The organism is Flavobacterium humidisoli, assembly GCF_023272795.1.
GTDB lineage: Bacteria > Bacteroidota > Bacteroidia > Flavobacteriales > Flavobacteriaceae > Flavobacterium > Flavobacterium humidisoli.
Window position 1 is genome coordinate 3,963,843 of sequence record NZ_CP096829.1, and the last position, 16,575, is coordinate 3,980,417.

Sequence of the window (16,575 nt, forward strand, 5' to 3'; positions counted from 1 at the left end):
TATTTATCCTATTTTGTAAAAACGTTTCTTAAATCGCTTTATTTTAATTTTTCTATTTTTTAACCGTTATTAAACACTGAAAATTTATTTTTTAACCGCTTCTACCAATTCCAATTCATCTAAACTTACTTTCGAAGTGAAAATTCCGTAATTAACCGTTGCTTTATTTTTTTCGATTAAATCAATACTTCCGACCGATCTTCCGTCGAGCATCCTTACTCTATCGCCAACTTTCAAAATTGGTTTTGGTTTTTCAATAACTGGCTTAAGTTTCTTCTCTTTTTTCTCTTTTCGAATTTCCTCAACTTTTACCTGTACTTCAGCAATAATTTCTTTCTGTTTTTCAACTTTTGCTTTTACTTCTTTCGGAGTTGCTTTTTTACGTTTAGAATTTTCGATCTCAACAATTTTTAAAAATTCACCAATTAGTTCTTTTTTGTTTTTGTTGTTAAAATACTTCTCGGCAATGTCGTCAATTTTTTGTCCAATGTAAATTATCTTTTGATTGCTGTCATATAATTCCTGATAACTTTCCAATTTTTGTTGGATTCTGGTATTGATATTTTCCATCTTTTTGCTTTCTTCTCGAGCACGAGTTTCTTCTTCTTTTAAATTCAAAGAAGTTTTTTCTAACTTCGAACGCTCTTTCTGTAAAGTAGCAATTGTTTTATCAAAACGAACTTTTCCAACTTCAATTTTCTTTTTTGCACGATTGATCAATCCAAACGGAATTCCATTTTTTTGAGCAACTTCAAATGTAAACGAACTTCCTGCCTGACCTAAAGCTAATTTGTACATTGGTTCAAGAGATTTTTCGTCAAACATCATATTGGCATTTGTAGCATATGGTAGCTCGTTTGCGAAAATTTTTAAATTGGAATAATGCGTTGTGATAATTCCGAACGCTTCACGATGATAAAATTCTTCCAGAAAAATTTCAGCCAAAGCGCCACCCAGTTCAGGATCAGAACCTGTACCAAATTCATCAATTAAAAACATGGTTTTGCTATTACATTTCTTTAAAAAGTAATTCATGTTTTTTAATCGGTAACTATAAGTACTTAGGTGATTTTCAATAGATTGATTGTCTCCAATATCGGTTAGGATTCTATCAAACAAAAAAGTTTCGCTTCTTTCGTGAACCGGAATCAAAATTCCAGATTGCAGCATTAATTGCAATAAGCCAACTGTTTTTAATGAAATGGTTTTCCCTCCAGCATTTGGTCCAGAAATTACAATAATTCTATTTTCTTGTTTTAACTCGATTGTCTGCGGATGCGTAACTTCTTTTTTCTGTTTATTGTTGAGATATAAAATCGGATGATACGCTTCTCTAAAGAATAATCTTCTTTCTTCTGTAATTGTTGGTAAGATTCCGTTTATTCGATTTGCATATTTTGCCTTTCCTGCAACAACATCAATATCACTTAAAAAGTCTTGATATTCAATTAATAAAGGAAGATATGGGCGAATTACATTTGATAAATTCTTTAAAATTCTTGTAATTTCTTCTTTCTCTTCATATTCCAAGTTGGCTAATTCACGAGAATACTTCAAAGTAGCTTCAGGTTCGATATATGCAATGCTTCCAGTTTTAGAACTTCCTAGAATTGAACCTTTTACTTTACGACGATACATGGCTAAAACCGCTAAAACTCTACGATTTTGTACAAAACTTTCTTTAATATCATCCAAATAACCTAAACCGTTGTACTGCGTTAAAGCTACACCAAAACTTTGATTTACTTTTCCGCGAACTAAGTTCATATTTTGTCTAATCCCAGCCAAAGCAGGAGAAGCATTGTCTTTTATTTCGCCATATTTATCTACAATTGCATCAATTGCAGTGATAATATCTTTGGTTAATTCTACTCTTGAAGCTCTAGCATTTAAGTTTGGATAATAGTCATCGAATTTTTTCAAGAAATTCAATAAGACATTTGTTGTTGCAGAAAGATTTGCGATTTTTCTAAAACTTCCAACTTCAAGAAAGCTGTCTTCGATTGCTAAGAATTTAATTTCATGCGTGATAGCGTCAAATCCATGATTTGGAATTGCATTATTATTTTGAAAAGAAGACACATACTCTGATGTTTGCATCAGCGATTGCATTAATTCTTCTTTGTCTCTAAATGGTTTTATTTGTAAAGCCTTTTCTTTTCCAATATCGGTGTTGCAACCATCTGAGATGGTTTCCAAAACAGTTGGAAATTGTAAGTCTTGTAATGTTTTTTCTGTAATACTGATCATTTAATTTCTTTATGAAAGTAGAGGCAAAAGTACGAAAACATTATGATTGAAATCTACAAGTAATCGCTAATTTTATGTAATAGTAAATATGATTTTAAGTAATAATTTCTGAAATTCGCATAAAAAAAATTATGGACGTAAAAATGCATTCTTCTTGGAAACCAGTTTTGAATGAAGAATTTGAAAAACCATATTTCAACGATTTAATCGAATTTGTAAAATCTGAATATGCAACAAAAGTTTGTTACCCAAAAGGGAATCAGATTTTTTCAGCTTTTGATCATTGTCATTTTGATGAAGTAAAAGTTGTTATTATTGGGCAAGACCCTTATCATGGGCCAAATCAAGCAAATGGATTGTGTTTTTCTGTAAATGATGGAATTCCTTTTCCACCATCACTTCAAAATATATTCAAAGAAATTCAAGACGATTTCAATATACCAATGCCTAATACAGGTAATTTGGAACGCTGGGCAGATCAAGGTGTTTTTCTGTTAAACGCAACTTTAACGGTAAGACAATCTGAAGCAGGAAGCCATCAGGGAAAAGGATGGGAAAAATTTACAGATGCAGTTATCAAGCAAATTTCTGCTGAAAAAGAAAATGTTGTTTTCTTACTTTGGGGAGGTTTCGCTCAAAAGAAAGCGGCTTTGATTGATGCTTCAAAACATCATATTCTAAAATCGGGTCATCCTTCGCCATTAAGCGCAAATAGAGGATTTTGGTTCGGGAATAAACATTTCAGTCAGACAAATGAATTCTTGAAATCTAAAGGATTGAAAGAAATTGAATGGTGATTTTCTAAAAGTGACAAAGACTCAGAGGGGCAAAATGAAAAACTTTGCGTCTTTGTGACTTTGCGAGAAATGTTTTTTATATAAAAAAAAATCTTTTGAATCTGCGAGAAACAAAAGAATTTAATTTATGTTATTTTTTTACAATTTCTTCTAAAACAGCTTTATTTTCGTAATTAACCACTTTTAGAATAATCTCTTGGTTTTTTACTGTTTTTCCTTCAATGATATAAAGTTTTCCTTTATTGAACGGAACATTACTTTGGTCAAAATCTACATCTCCATAAGTTAATGTATTTTTGACATCTGCTGTGTCAACCCATTTTTCACTTAAAGTCTGAACAGCTTTTGGAGAATATTGAAAAGGTTTTGTTCTAAGGTTGTTTAAAACTCGAGCATTTGGGAAATAATTACAACGAGTGTCTTTTCCAATAAAAAATCCTGATACAATAAAACATCCCATTACGAGACCAATCAGATAATATGCAAAACGGTATGCGAACTTCATGAAATAATTTTTTTGCAAAGGTACACTAAAGTTCCTTTAGAATACAAGTAAATTAATATCGTTATCAGGTAAATCAAACCAATCGCCAATTGCTTTATTGGTTAAAATTCCGTGATAAAGATAAATTCCGTTTTTAAGACCTTTGTTGCAACGAATTGCGCTTTCAATACCACCATCTTCAGCTATCTGATGCAGGTAAGGGGTTAGAATATTACTTATTGATAATGAGGCAGTTTTGGAGTATCGTGAAGGTATATTAGGTACGCAATAATGTAAAACATTACTTTTTATAAATGTAGGTTTTTCGTGAGTTGTAACTTCCGAAGTTTCAAAGCAACCGCCAGTATCGATGCTGACATCCACAATTACGGCACCTTTTTTCATGTGTTCAACCATTGTTTCATTAACAACAATCGGACATCTTTCTTTTCCTCGCATGGCACCAATGGCTACATCACAGCGTCTTAAAGCCTTTAATAGTCCTTTTTGCTGAATAGTTGAAGTAAAAATTCTTTGATTTAAATTGTTTTGGAGACGACGTAGTTTTGTAATAGAATTATCAAAAACTTTTACGTTCGCACCTAGTCCAATGGCAGTTTTGGCAGCAAATTCACCAACTGTTCCTGCTCCCAAAATAACAACTTCAGTAGGAGGAACGCCTGTAATGTTTCCAAACAAAAGGCCTTTTCCAAATTCGTTAGTAATCATTAATTCAGCTGCAATAAGGATTGAAGCCGTTCCTGCAATTTCGCTTAAAGATTTTACTGCAGGATAAGATCCGTCTTCATCTTTTATATATTCAAAAGCTAAGGCTGTAATCTTTTTTTGCGCTAGCGCTTCAAAGTATTCTTTCTTTTTAGTTTTAAGCTGAATAGCAGAAATGATAACTGTTTCAGGATTAATCATTTCGATTTCTGCTAAAGTAGGCGGTTCTACTTTTAATAGAAACGGACAGCCAAAAACCCTTTTAGTGTCTTTTGTGATTTCTGCACCTGCATCTGCATATTCTTTATCCGTATAACTCGAACTTTCACCCGCTCCAGACTCGATCATAACGCGATGACCTTCATAAGTTAAAGAAGTGACTGCATCAGGCGTAAGGCAGATACGGCGTTCCTGATAACTTGTTTCTTTAGGAATTCCTATAAAGAGTTCTCTTTTAAAACGACCAACCTCAAGTTTTTCTTCTTGTGGTATTAATTGTTGTTTTGTAAATGGAGTTAATGTGATTGACATGGATAATGCAAAAAATTAAGGGTACAAATTACGTAAAAACTTTTAAAATTAGTGTAAAAATTCTGCTAATACTCAGAGTTAAAAAATTAAGATCTAACTAACTGGTAAAAATGGCTGAATTTTTCTTTTTGCCGATATTTCTGTTGGCTTTAAACTAATTCTAGTTCTCTTTTTCCATCAGGAAGTAATTTAATATTTATTGTAGAATGTTCTTCTGGAATTAAACTTGCGATTTTTTCAGACCATTCTATAAAACACCAATTTCCAGAGTATAAATAATCGTCGACACCCATATCTAGCGCTTCGGTTTCTTTATTTAATCGGTAAAAATCAAAGTGATAAACTGTCTGGTTGTTAATAGTTTGGTATTCATTTACAAGAGAAAAAGTCGGACTGCTTGTTGCGTCTTCCACTCCAAGACTTTTGCATAGCTGCTTGATTAAAGTTGTTTTTCCGACGCCCATTTCTCCATTAAAGAGAATGATTTTTTTAGGGTTTGCGGCAATAATCTGTTCGGCAACTTTTTGAATTTGATCTAATGAAAAAATGACATTCATTGTTATATTATTTTTGCCACGAATTTCACGAATTTTCATCAATTAAAATATATTTACTAATGAAAATTCGCGGCATTCTTGACAATATTTTATTTAGGATTAAAAACCAGAAACGGAATAATCATTTCTTCTAAGGAAATTCCTCCGTGTTGGTAGGTATTTTTGTAATAACTCACATAATGATTATAGTTGTTTACATAGGCCAAGAAAAAATCATTTTTGGCAAAAATAAACGAACTGCTCATATTTATCGCAGGTAAACCAATGGTTTTAGGCTCTTTTACTACATAAACATCTTTTTGTTCGTAAGTTAAACTACGCCCAGTTTTGTAACGTAAATTTAGACTTGTATTTTTATCTCCAACAACTTTCGAGGGATTTTTGACATTAATTGTTCCGTGGTCTGTAGTTAAGATCAGTTTGAATCCTAAAAGCTGTGCCTGCTGAATAATTTCTAATAATGGAGAATTTTTAAACCAGCTTAAAGTTAAAGAGCGATAGGCTTTGTCGTCTGATGCCAATTCTTTTACTACTTCCATTTCGGTTTTAGCGTGCGAAAGCATATCAACGAAATTGTAAACCACAGTTACTAAATCATTTCCTTTTAAAGCTTTAAAGTTTTCTGCTAACTTTTTCCCACCAGCATAATTGGTGATTTTGAAATAATCTTCTTTAATATTTAAACCTAAACGTTTTAATTGGGGCGATAAAAATTCTGCCTCGTAAAGGTTTTTTCCGCCATCTTCAACATCATTTTTCCAATATTCAGGAAACTGTTTTTCCATTTCTAAAGGCATTAAACCTGAGAAAATTGAATTTCGAGCATATTGTGTAGCTGTTGGAAGAATAGAATAATAAGGTACTTCTTTTTCTAGTTTGTAATAATTTGAAATGACAGATTCAAAAGATTTCCATTGATCATATCTTAGATTGTCAATTACAACAAAGAGAATTGGCTTGTCTTTCTTTTTAAGTTCGGGAACAACAAGTTCTTTAAATAAGGTATTAGACTGTATGGGTTTATCTGCTTTTGGAGCAAACCAATCTTCATAGTTTCGTTCAATGAATTTTCCGAATTGAGAATTGGCTTCTACTTTTTGAGATTCTAAAATTTCAATCATCGCTGTATCATTGATGTCTTCTAGTTTTAATTCCCAAAAAAGCAATTTTTTATACAATTCAATCCAGTCTTCATAAGAATTAACCATTGCCAATTCCATTGAAATTTTTCTGAATTCCTTCTGGTAATCTAAAGTTGTTTTTTCTGTAATTAATCTCGAATCATCCAAGTTTTTCTTCAAACTCAATAGAATCTGATTCGGATTTACGGGTTTAATCAAATAGTCAGCAATTTTAGAACCAATGGCTTCTTCCATTATATATTCTTCCTCACTCTTGGTAATCATAATCATCGGAATTGCTGAATTTTTTTCTTTCATTTCAGAAAGTGTTTCCAATCCGCTCATTCCAGGCATATTTTCGTCTAGAAAAACAATATCAAAATTATCTTCTTCAAACAAGGCAATGGCGTCTAATCCGTTATTACAAGTAGTAACTTCGTAATTCTTTTTTTCTAGAAATAATATGTGAGGCTTTAAAAGATCGATTTCATCGTCGACCCAAAGTATTTTTATCTTATCCATAAATCAATTTAATTTTACTGCAATTTAAAGTTATAGAACTTAAAAAGTATTAAAAATAGTATAAAATTACTAAAGTTGAAGCATGATTTTATTTTGAATTTTAACATTTTTAAATGTATTTTATTGATAATCATGGTAATTTAAAGTGTGATTTTTAAATAAAAAACACCAAACTCTTTATACTTATTTACTTATATTTGTTGACCAAAAAAATAACTGAACTGTGACTCAGATCAATAAATTAAAAATATTCAACGATCCTATATATGGTTTCATTACGATTCCAAACGAACTAGTTTACGATTTAATTCAGCATCCTTATTTTCAGCGTCTACGTCGTATTTCGCAAATGGGATTGTCGTATTTGGTATATCCAGGAGCAAATCATACTCGTTTTCATCACGCATTAGGATGCATGCATTTGATGAAGAAAGCAATTGATACGCTTCGTTTTAAAGATGTTGTGATTTCTGAAGAAGAAGAGAATGCGCTTTTAATAGCAATTTTGCTTCACGATATTGGGCACGGGCCATTTTCGCATGCTATGGAAAAAAGTATTGTAGAAGATGTACATCACGAAGCGATTTCATTATTATTTATGAATCAGCTGAATGAGGAATTTGGTGGAAGACTAAGTTTGGCAATTCAGGTTTTTAAAGGAGAATACCATAGGAAGTTCATGTTGCAATTGATTTCAAGTCAGTTGGATATGGATCGAATGGATTATTTAAAGCGTGATAGTTTTTATACAGGTGTAGCGGAAGGAAATGTAAATTCTGAACGATTGATTCAGATGATGAATGTTGAAAATGATGTTTTAGTTATTGAAGAAAAAGGGATTTATTCTGTAGAAAAATTCCTGCTTTCAAGAAGATTAATGTATTGGCAAGCTTATTTGCACAAAACCAGTTTGGTGGCCGAATTAATTTTGATGAAGGTCTTAAAAAGAGCAAAAGAATTAGTATTAAAAGGAGTGGATCTTCCTTGTAGTGAACCGCTTTCATATTTTATGCATAATAAAATTACACTTGAAGATTTTGATGCCGAAAAATTGGATTTGTTTTCGCAATTGGATGATTTTGATATTATTAGCGCGTTGAAAGCTTGGCAGAGACAAGACGATTTTGTTTTAAGTACTTTGAGTAAAATGATAATCAATAGAGATTTGCTTAAAATTAAGATGAGCGCTGAGAAAGTTTCTATGGAAGAATCTCAATCTTTGAAAGAGCAGTTTGCTAATAAGCATCATATTTCGCAATTAGACGCAGGATATTTTATTTTTAGAGGAAAAATAAAAAACCAAGCGTACAGTAAAGAAGCAGAACCTATTCGTATTTTGAAAAAAGATAAAACAATTGAAGATGTTGTTGAAGCTTCTGACCAGCTGAATTTGAAATCGTTATCTAAATTGGTAACAAAATATTATATCTGTTTCCCAAAACAACTTATATAAAATTAACATTTAAAACCTATTTTTTATATTTTTGTCGCGATGAAATTTACAGCAGAACAAATAGCAGGAATTTTAGAAGGAGAAGTTGTTGGGAATCCCAATGCTGAAGTTTCTAAGCTTTCTAAAATCGAAGAAGGAGAGGAAGGATCTCTTACTTTTTTGGCTAACCCAAAGTATATCAATTATATATATACTACAAAAGCGACGGTAACAATTGTTAATGATAGCTTTATTCCGGAACAGGAAATTACAACTACACTAATTAAAGTGGAAGATGCTTATGCGGCGTTTTCTAAACTTTTACATTTTTATAATCAGGTAAAATTAAACAAAAACGGTATCGAACCTCAGTCTTTTATGTCTGAAGGAACGAAATACGGGGAAAATTTATATTTAGGTAGTTTTAGCTATATCGGGCAGAATGTTGTTTTAGGTAATAATGTGAAAATCTATCCAAATAGTTTTATTGGTGATAATGTTGTTATTGGCGACAATGTATTCATTTTTGCCGGCGCAAAGATCTATTCAGAAACTGTAATTGGCAATAATTGTACGGTTCATTCTGGCGTTATAATTGGTGCTGATGGTTTTGGTTTTGCTCCAAATGAAAACGGTGAGTACAGTAAAGTTCCTCAAATTGGAAACGTTATTATTGAAGATAATGTAGATATTGGCGCGAACACAACAATAGATAGAGCAACTCTAGGTTCTACAATTATTAGAAAAGGAGTTAAGTTAGACAATCAAATTCAGATTGCCCATAATGTAGAAATAGGAAAAAACACTGTAATAGCCGCTCAAAGTGGTGTTGCAGGGTCTACAAAAATTGGTGAAAATTGTATGATTGGAGGGCAAGTAGGTATCGCAGGTCATTTAATTATAGGAAATAATGTTAGGCTTCAAGCGCAATCGGGTGTAGCTAGAAACATTAAAGATGACGAAGTTCTACAAGGAACTCCATCTCTTGGATATACAGATTTTAATAAATCGTACGTTCATTTTAAGAATCTGCCTAAAATTGTGGCTGAAGTTGAAGAATTAAAAAAACAAATAATAAACCCAAAAAATGGAAATAATGGTTAAACAGAAGACCATCAAAAATGAAATTTCGCTAACAGGAGTTGGTTTACACACTGGAAAAGAAGTTACAATGACTTTTAAACCTGCACCCGTTAATAATGGTTTCACTTTTGTAAGAGTAGATTTGCAAGGTCAACCAGTAATTGAAGCTGATGCTAATTATGTTGTTAATACTCAAAGAGGAACAAATCTTGAGAAACTTGGTGTGAAAATTCAAACACCAGAACATGTTTTGGCTGCAGTGGTTGGCTGTGATTTGGATAATATTATTATTGAATTGAATGCCTCTGAACTTCCAATTATGGATGGTTCATCAAAATATTTTGTTGAAGCTATTGAAAAAGCAGGAATCGAAGAACAAGATGCGCAACGTAATGTTTATGTTGTAAAAGAAGTTATCTCTTTTACAGACGAAGCAACAGGAAGCGAAATTCTGGTTATGCCAAGCGACGAATATCAGGTTACTACTATGGTAGATTTTGGTACGAAAGTTTTAGGTACTCAAAATGCTACTCTTAAAAGTTTAACAGATTTTAAATCTGAAATTGCAAGCTCAAGAACTTTTAGTTTCTTACACGAATTAGAGTCTTTGTTAGAGCACGGACTTATTAAGGGTGGAGATTTAAACAATGCAATTGTATACGTAGATAAAGAAATCTCTGAATCTACAATGGAGAATTTAAAGAAAGCATTTGGTAAAGAAGAGATTTCTGTTAAACCAAATGGAGTTTTAGATAATTTGACTTTACACTATCCAAACGAAGCTGCAAGACACAAACTTCTTGATGTAATTGGAGATTTGTCTCTTATTGGAGTTCGTATTCAAGGAAAAATTATTGCTAACAAGCCAGGGCACTTTGTAAACACTCAGTTTGCAAAGAAATTAGCAAAAATTATCAAAATAGAGCAGAGAAATCATGTTCCTACTTATGATTTACATCAAGAACCATTGATGGATATTCATAAAATCATGTCTATGCTGCCTCATAGACCACCATTCTTGTTAATAGACAGAATTATTGAAATGTCTGATCGCCATGTAGTAGGATTGAAAAATGTTACTATGAACGAGAATTTCTTCGTAGGCCACTTTCCAGAAGCTCCAGTTATGCCAGGTGTATTAATTGTAGAAGCAATGGCACAAACAGGTGGAATATTAGTGTTAAGCACTGTTCCAGATCCTGAAAATTACTTAACATATTTCATGAAAATTGACAATGTTAAATTTAAGCACAAAGTATTGCCAGGTGATACTTTAATTTTTAAATGTGAGTTAATTTCTCCTATCAGAAGAGGAATTTGTCATATGCAAGCAAATGCTTACGCAAATGGTAAATTGGTAACAGAGGCAGAATTAATGGCACAAATAGCAAGAAAACAATAATAAATTATCAAATTTATTGTTTAGGTTTGTTGCTTCAAATTAGAATATTTTAATTAAAAATATAAAACATACAGATGAATCAACCATTAGCATATGTTCATCCAGGCGCGAAAATCGCTAAAAATGTTGTAATAGAGCCATTTACAACAATTCACAATAATGTTGTTATTGGTGATGGTACTTGGATTGGTTCAAACGTGACCATTATGGAAGGTGCTCGAATTGGAAAAAACTGTAATATTTTTCCAGGAGCTGTAATTTCTGCAGTGCCACAAGATTTAAAATTTGGAGGTGAAGATTCTCTTGCTATTATCGGTGATAATTGTACAATTAGAGAATGCGTAACTATAAATAGAGGAACAATTGCTTCTGGTCAGACTGTAATTGGTAATAATTGTTTAGTAATGGCTTATGCTCACATCGCGCACGATTGTGAGATCGGAAATAATGCAATTATTGTAAATGGTGTTGCATTAGCTGGACACGTAGTAGTTGGTAATCATGCAGTTATTGGAGGTTTAGCAGCAATTCACCAGTTTATCCATATTGGAGATCATGCAATGATTTCTGGCGGATCATTGGTAAGAAAAGACGTTCCTCCGTTTACAAAAGCGGCAAAAGAGCCGTTGTCTTATGTTGGAATCAATTCTGTTGGTTTAAGAAGAAGAGGTTTTACTACTGAAAAGATTAGAGAAATTCAGGAAATCTATAGAATTTTATACCAAAAGAATTATAATACAACTCAAGCTTTAAGTATTATTGAGGCTGAAATGGAAGCGACTCCAGAAAGAGATGAAATTCTAGATTTTATTAGAAATTCTTCTCGAGGAATTATGAAAGGTTACTCGGGTAACTATTAATTTTAGTCCCGATAGCTTCGGGATAGATTTCTGATTTTGGATTTCTAAACGACAGATAATAAATAACAAAAAAAATGAAGATTGATTCTTTGTCTAGAATCTAAAATCTACATTCTAAAATCTAAAATAAAAAATACAAATGGCATCTACATCAGATATTAGAAACGGATTGTGTATTAAATTTAATCACGATATCTATAAAATCATCGAATTTCTTCACGTAAAACCTGGAAAAGGTCCAGCTTTCGTAAGAACAAAACTAAAGAGTTTAACTTCTGGTAAAATATTAGATAATACTTTTTCAGCAGGTCACAAAATTGACGTTATTCGTGTTGAAACGCATACATTTCAATATTTATACCCAGAAGGTGATGAATTTCACTTTATGAATGCTGAAACGTTTGAGCAAATTTCTTTGAACAAAAACATTTTGGATGCTCCAGATTTGTTAAAAGAAGGAACAAACGTTATGGTACAAATCAACACAGAAACCGATTTGCCATTATCAGTAGATATGCCTGCATCTGTAATTCTTGAAGTTACTTATGCTGAGCCAGGTGTAAAAGGAAACACAGCAACAAATGCTACTAAAAATGCTACAGTAGAAACTGGAGCAAACATAAATGTTCCTTTGTTTATCAACGAAGGTGATAAAATTAAAATCGATACAGCTTCAGGTTCTTACATGGAGCGTGTTAAAGAATAGTTATTTTAATTAAGATAATTTGACAATGAGTCAATTAGATAATCTGTGAATCGACATAATTTTGTATATTCACATTCTAATTGACTCATTTTCTAATTTACAAGTTTTCTAATTATACTATATGAAATTTCCAAAGAGTCATTCTTTACAAGAAATTGCCAATTTGCTTAACTGCAAATTTATTGGAGACAAAGACTTTCAAGTTTTAGGCATGAACGAGATACACGTTGTAGAGCCTGGAGATATTGTTTTTGTGGACCATCCAAAATACTACGATAAAGCTTTACAATCGGCTGCGACCATTGTTTTGATAAACAAAGAAGTAGAATGCCCAGAAGGTAAAGCGCTTTTAATCTCAGATGACCCTTTTAGAGATTTTAATATTCTTACCAAGCATTTTAAGCCTTTTCAGTTTGCTAATGTCGCTATTGCAGCATCTGCAGAAATAGGAGAGGGAACTGTAATTCAGCCTAATACATTTGTTGGGAACCATGTGAAAATTGGAAAAAATTGTCTAATACATTCTAATGTTTCTATTTACGATTATACTGTAATTGGGGATAATGTAATCATACATGCAGGAACTATTTTAGGGGCCGATGCTTTTTATTATAAAAAACGTCCAGAAGGTTTTGATCAGTTAGTTTCAGGTGGAAGAGTTGTTATTGAAGATAATGTTGGTATTGGAGCTTTGTGCACAATCGATAAAGGTGTTACAGGTGATACAACAATTGGAGCTGGGACAAAACTAGATAATCAAGTACATGTTGGACATGATACTGTCATCGGAAAAAAATGTTTAATTGCCTCACAAACTGGTATTGCTGGTTGTGTTATTATTGAAGATGAAGTAACAATGTGGGGACAAGTTGGAACCACAAGCGGTATTACAATTGGTGCAAAAGCCGTTGTAATGGGGCAAACGGGTGTGACTAAATCAGTTGAAGGTGGAAAATCGTATTTTGGTACTCCAATTGAAGAGTCTAGAGAAAAATTGAAACAATTAGCCAATATTAAGAAGATTCCTGAAATTTTAAATAAATTGAAGTAATTATGTCTATTAAAGAATTTGTTCAGAAATTTTACAAGTCAGATGCCTTAATTGATAGCGAAATTTTAAAAACTTATCTGCATCCTGATGTTATGCTTGAATGGAACAGCAGTAAAGGTTTTATTCAAATGGATTATGATTCGATAGTTGAAATGGCCAATGAGCTTAGCCGTGCCTATGTACGCTCTAAAGTTAGAATTAGCCATATTATTAGCGAAGATGATTTAGTATCAGTGCGTTACTCTCATTTTGTTAAAACAATCGAGAATCCGAGAGAAGAAATGCTTTTAGCACATTTTGCAACCATTTGGCAGATAAAAGATGATAAACTTTATAGAGGTTATCAAATGAGTCAATTTTCTTAATATTTTTTTGACAATAAAAGAGGCAAAATACATTACAAAACCTTATTTTTGCAACACAAATTTAAAAACTACATAAAATATATATCATGAGTGTTTTAGTTAATAAAGATTCCAAAATAATTGTTCAGGGATTTACAGGGAGCGAAGGTACTTTCCATGCTTCTCAAATGATTGAGTACGGTACTAATGTTGTTGGAGGTGTTACTCCAGGAAAAGGTGGTACTAGCCATTTAGATCGTCCAGTTTTTAATACAGTAAAAGATGCTGTTGATCAAGCTGGTGCTGATACTTCTATCATTTTTGTTCCGCCAGCTTTTGCTGCTGATGCAATTATGGAAGCTGCTGATGCTGGAATTAAAGTAATTATTGCTATTACAGAAGGAATTCCTGTAGCAGATATGATTAAAGCAAATAATTATGTTAAAGAAAGAAATTCAAGATTAATTGGTCCAAACTGTCCAGGTGTAATTACTCCAGGTGAAGCTAAAGTTGGTATTATGCCAGGTTTCGTTTTCAAAAAAGGAACAGTTGGTATCGTTTCTAAATCAGGAACTTTAACTTATGAGGCTGCTGACCAAGTTGTAAAACAAGGTTTAGGAATCACTACAGCTATCGGAATTGGTGGAGATCCAATTATTGGAACTACAACTAAAGAGGCTGTTGAATTATTAATGAATGATCCAGAAACTGAAGCAATCATTATGATTGGTGAAATTGGAGGTCAATTAGAGGCTGATGCTGCAAGATGGGTAAAAGCTGATGGTAACCGTAAACCAGTTATTGGATTTATCGCTGGAGAAACTGCTCCTGCTGGTAGAACAATGGGTCACGCAGGTGCTATCGTTGGAGGTTCTGATGATACAGCTGCAGCTAAAAAACAAATTATGAGAGACAACGGAATTCACGTTGTTGATTCACCAGCTGAAATTGGTAAAAAAGTAAAAGAAGTACTTGGATAATTTTCAAGTTTCGAAATAAAAATTTCCAAAAAAAGTCTCAATATCTTGTTGAGACTTTTTTACATTTTAAAGGCTGAGGCGTAAATGAAAAAAACTTAGCATCTTAGAACCTCAGTATCTTAGAAGCTTAAAGAAGAAATATGTACAAAGAATTAGAAAAATTTAAGGCAACAAACAGTTTTACTTTTACTGTAAACGATAGTTTAGAAGAAGCTTGCAACGCGCCAGAAGGTAGTGCAGGAATTTTTGTTGTTTATGCTGTTGAAGGTGGTGTAAAAGAATTGATCATGGTTGGTTCTACAGGAACTGTTCAAAATGACGGAACTTTAAAAAGTAAAAATGGCGGACTTTACGACAAAATCGTAAATGGGCATCAATTTGCTAAAACAGGAAGAAAATATTCTTGGCCAGCTCAAATGAAATTAGAAAACATTTCTGAGCTTGAAGTAGTTTGGTACGAGACTTTCAATGCAGATGCAAAAGCAATTCCAACTGCTGTTGAAGGACAGGTTTTACAAAATTTCTTAGATGAAAATGGCAAACTTCCTAGATGGAATGTAGCTTTTTAAGCAATTAAAAAAACGAAAATAAAAACCTTACTGAAAACAGTAAGGTTTTTTTGTTTCTAGTCAAAATGGAATTTTTCTAGTTTTACGCCGTAAGTTTAAAGCACTTTAGTTAAATAAAATTTAAATTACAGTAAATTTAAGTTTAATCAAAAAATGAAGGGTAAATACTGGTAAATTTAGAAAAATAATGAAATTTTAGAGAATTATTGGTTTTTGATTATTTGCTTTTCTATATTTATCACACAAAAACAAGTAATAATGTTAAAATTTGATTCTTTTTACGACTAATAATTACCATCCATATGTAAAACACTTGTTTAATTTATGTTAAATTTGAGTTTGCGAAATTTACTTTTAGTTGAAGAAAAAACAAATTTAAAATACAATTTAATCTTACGTAATAAATCGATTTTTTAAGAAGTATTCTTAAATGATATGATTTTTACGCCCCAAAGTATTTTTATATGAGCCAAATTTTAAAGAACAAGGTTTTAGATGATTTCATTCTATGGAATAATTTAAAAAACGGGAACGAAAAATCGTTCTCTTTACTTTTTGAGAAATATTACAGAGACTTAATCAATTATGGTAACTCACTTTGTCCATTTGAAGAAAAAGTTCAAGATTGTATTCAAGATGTTTTTGCCGATATCTGGCTTTATCGTAATTCTTTGCAAGATAATGTGATTGTTAAGGCGTATTTGCTTTCTAGTGTTAGAAAAAGAATTGCGAGATTGCATGAAAGAGATCATGTATTTAGAAAAACAACAACGACCGATGTTTTAGAGTTTCTTTTCGACTTTTCTATTGAGAACGATTTGGTTGAGGACGAAGTAACAGCCGAACGTGTTCTGTATTTGAATAAATTATTAAATGATTTGCCTGGCCGTCAGAAAGAAGCTTTGTATTTGCGTTATCATCAAGGATTAAGCGTAGATCAAATAGCTGATTTACTAGACGTAAACTATCAGTCAGCCAGTAATCTTTTGCATCGTGGTTTATTAAGTCTTCGCAAAGAATGGAAAGGTAGTATTCCGCTTTTAGTCCTTATATCTTCAGGGGTTTTTTAAAAATTTAAGGAAAAATCAAAAAAAAATCTTAAATAGATGAGTATATAATAAAAAAACTGTCCTCTATGTTTTTGTAACCCTAATAGTGTG

Annotated in this window: 16 protein-coding genes; 11 read left to right on the forward strand and 5 right to left on the reverse strand. The window is 32.2% G+C overall.

The window, feature by feature from the left end; genetic code table 11:
* Positions 1 to 84: 84 nt before the first annotated feature.
* Positions 85 to 2,250, reverse strand: a complete 2,166-nt coding sequence (locus M0M44_RS17055; RefSeq protein ID WP_248726760.1) for an endonuclease MutS2 — start codon at positions 2,248 to 2,250, stop codon at positions 85 to 87.
* Positions 2,251 to 2,381: 131 nt separating this feature from the next.
* Between M0M44_RS17055 and M0M44_RS17060 the strand changes: the two genes are divergently transcribed.
* Positions 2,382 to 3,047, forward strand: a complete 666-nt coding sequence (locus tag M0M44_RS17060) for a uracil-DNA glycosylase (protein ID WP_248726761.1) — start codon at positions 2,382 to 2,384, stop codon at positions 3,045 to 3,047.
* Between the two features lie 130 nt (positions 3,048 to 3,177).
* Here M0M44_RS17060 and M0M44_RS17065 read toward each other — a convergent pair whose 3' ends face one another.
* The 4 genes from M0M44_RS17065 to porX form a co-directional block, all read right to left on the reverse strand.
* A complete protein-coding gene (locus tag M0M44_RS17065) occupies positions 3,178 to 3,552 on the reverse strand; it encodes a DUF4258 domain-containing protein (protein ID WP_095929268.1) in 375 nt (124 codons plus the stop codon).
* A gap of 36 nt (positions 3,553 to 3,588) precedes the next feature.
* Positions 3,589 to 4,788: an alanine dehydrogenase gene (locus tag M0M44_RS17070; protein ID WP_095929269.1), complete on the reverse strand. Its 1,200-nt coding sequence runs from the start codon at positions 4,786 to 4,788 to the stop codon at positions 3,589 to 3,591.
* A gap of 149 nt (positions 4,789 to 4,937) precedes the next feature.
* Positions 4,938 to 5,345: a tRNA (adenosine(37)-N6)-threonylcarbamoyltransferase complex ATPase subunit type 1 TsaE gene (gene tsaE / locus M0M44_RS17075; protein ID WP_248726762.1), complete on the reverse strand. Its 408-nt coding sequence runs from the start codon at positions 5,343 to 5,345 to the stop codon at positions 4,938 to 4,940.
* 89 nt (positions 5,346 to 5,434) lie between these two features.
* A complete protein-coding gene (gene porX, locus M0M44_RS17080) occupies positions 5,435 to 6,988 on the reverse strand; it encodes a T9SS response regulator signal transducer PorX (protein WP_248726763.1) in 1,554 nt (517 codons plus the stop codon).
* Between the two features lie 223 nt (positions 6,989 to 7,211).
* On the opposite strand from porX, the gene M0M44_RS17085 reads away from it, so the two are divergent.
* The 10 genes from M0M44_RS17085 to M0M44_RS17130 all read left to right on the forward strand — a co-directional run bounded on the left by M0M44_RS17085 (position 7,212) and on the right by M0M44_RS17130 (position 16,485).
* On the forward strand, positions 7,212 to 8,441 hold the full coding sequence (locus tag M0M44_RS17085) for an HD domain-containing protein (protein WP_248726764.1): 1,230 nt from the start codon (positions 7,212 to 7,214) through the stop codon (positions 8,439 to 8,441).
* Positions 8,442 to 8,480: 39 nt separating this feature from the next.
* Positions 8,481 to 9,524 (forward strand): UDP-3-O-(3-hydroxymyristoyl)glucosamine N-acyltransferase, encoded by a 1,044-nt coding sequence (lpxD, locus tag M0M44_RS17090; RefSeq protein WP_248726765.1) that lies wholly within the window; start codon positions 8,481 to 8,483, stop codon positions 9,522 to 9,524.
* Complete coding sequence (locus M0M44_RS17095; protein WP_095929337.1) at positions 9,517 to 10,905, forward strand: bifunctional UDP-3-O-[3-hydroxymyristoyl] N-acetylglucosamine deacetylase/3-hydroxyacyl-ACP dehydratase; 1,389 nt, start codon at positions 9,517 to 9,519, stop codon at positions 10,903 to 10,905. The genes lpxD and M0M44_RS17095 overlap by 8 nt, the downstream gene beginning before the upstream one ends.
* 74 nt (positions 10,906 to 10,979) lie before the next feature.
* Positions 10,980 to 11,765 (forward strand): acyl-ACP--UDP-N-acetylglucosamine O-acyltransferase, encoded by a 786-nt coding sequence (gene lpxA / locus M0M44_RS17100; RefSeq protein WP_091497682.1) that lies wholly within the window; start codon positions 10,980 to 10,982, stop codon positions 11,763 to 11,765.
* Positions 11,766 to 11,904: 139 nt separating this feature from the next.
* Positions 11,905 to 12,471: an elongation factor P gene (gene efp / locus M0M44_RS17105; protein ID WP_248726766.1), complete on the forward strand. Its 567-nt coding sequence runs from the start codon at positions 11,905 to 11,907 to the stop codon at positions 12,469 to 12,471.
* Positions 12,472 to 12,592: 121 nt separating this feature from the next.
* Positions 12,593 to 13,522, forward strand: coding sequence for a UDP-3-O-(3-hydroxymyristoyl)glucosamine N-acyltransferase (locus M0M44_RS17110; protein WP_248726767.1), 930 nt, complete (start codon positions 12,593 to 12,595; stop codon positions 13,520 to 13,522).
* Positions 13,523 to 13,524: 2 nt separating this feature from the next.
* Positions 13,525 to 13,887, forward strand: coding sequence for a nuclear transport factor 2 family protein (locus M0M44_RS17115; protein ID WP_248726768.1), 363 nt, complete (start codon positions 13,525 to 13,527; stop codon positions 13,885 to 13,887).
* 86 nt (positions 13,888 to 13,973) lie between these two features.
* On the forward strand, positions 13,974 to 14,846 hold the full coding sequence (gene sucD / locus M0M44_RS17120) for a succinate--CoA ligase subunit alpha (RefSeq protein ID WP_057118027.1): 873 nt from the start codon (positions 13,974 to 13,976) through the stop codon (positions 14,844 to 14,846).
* Positions 14,847 to 14,986: 140 nt separating this feature from the next.
* The gene (locus M0M44_RS17125) at positions 14,987 to 15,415 is read left to right on the forward strand and encodes a hypothetical protein (RefSeq protein WP_248726769.1); all 429 of its coding nucleotides are present in this window, start codon (positions 14,987 to 14,989) and stop codon (positions 15,413 to 15,415) included.
* 464 nt (positions 15,416 to 15,879) lie between these two features.
* On the forward strand, positions 15,880 to 16,485 hold the full coding sequence (locus M0M44_RS17130; RefSeq protein WP_248726770.1) for an RNA polymerase sigma factor: 606 nt from the start codon (positions 15,880 to 15,882) through the stop codon (positions 16,483 to 16,485).
* The last annotated feature ends 90 nt before the right edge of the window (positions 16,486 to 16,575 follow it).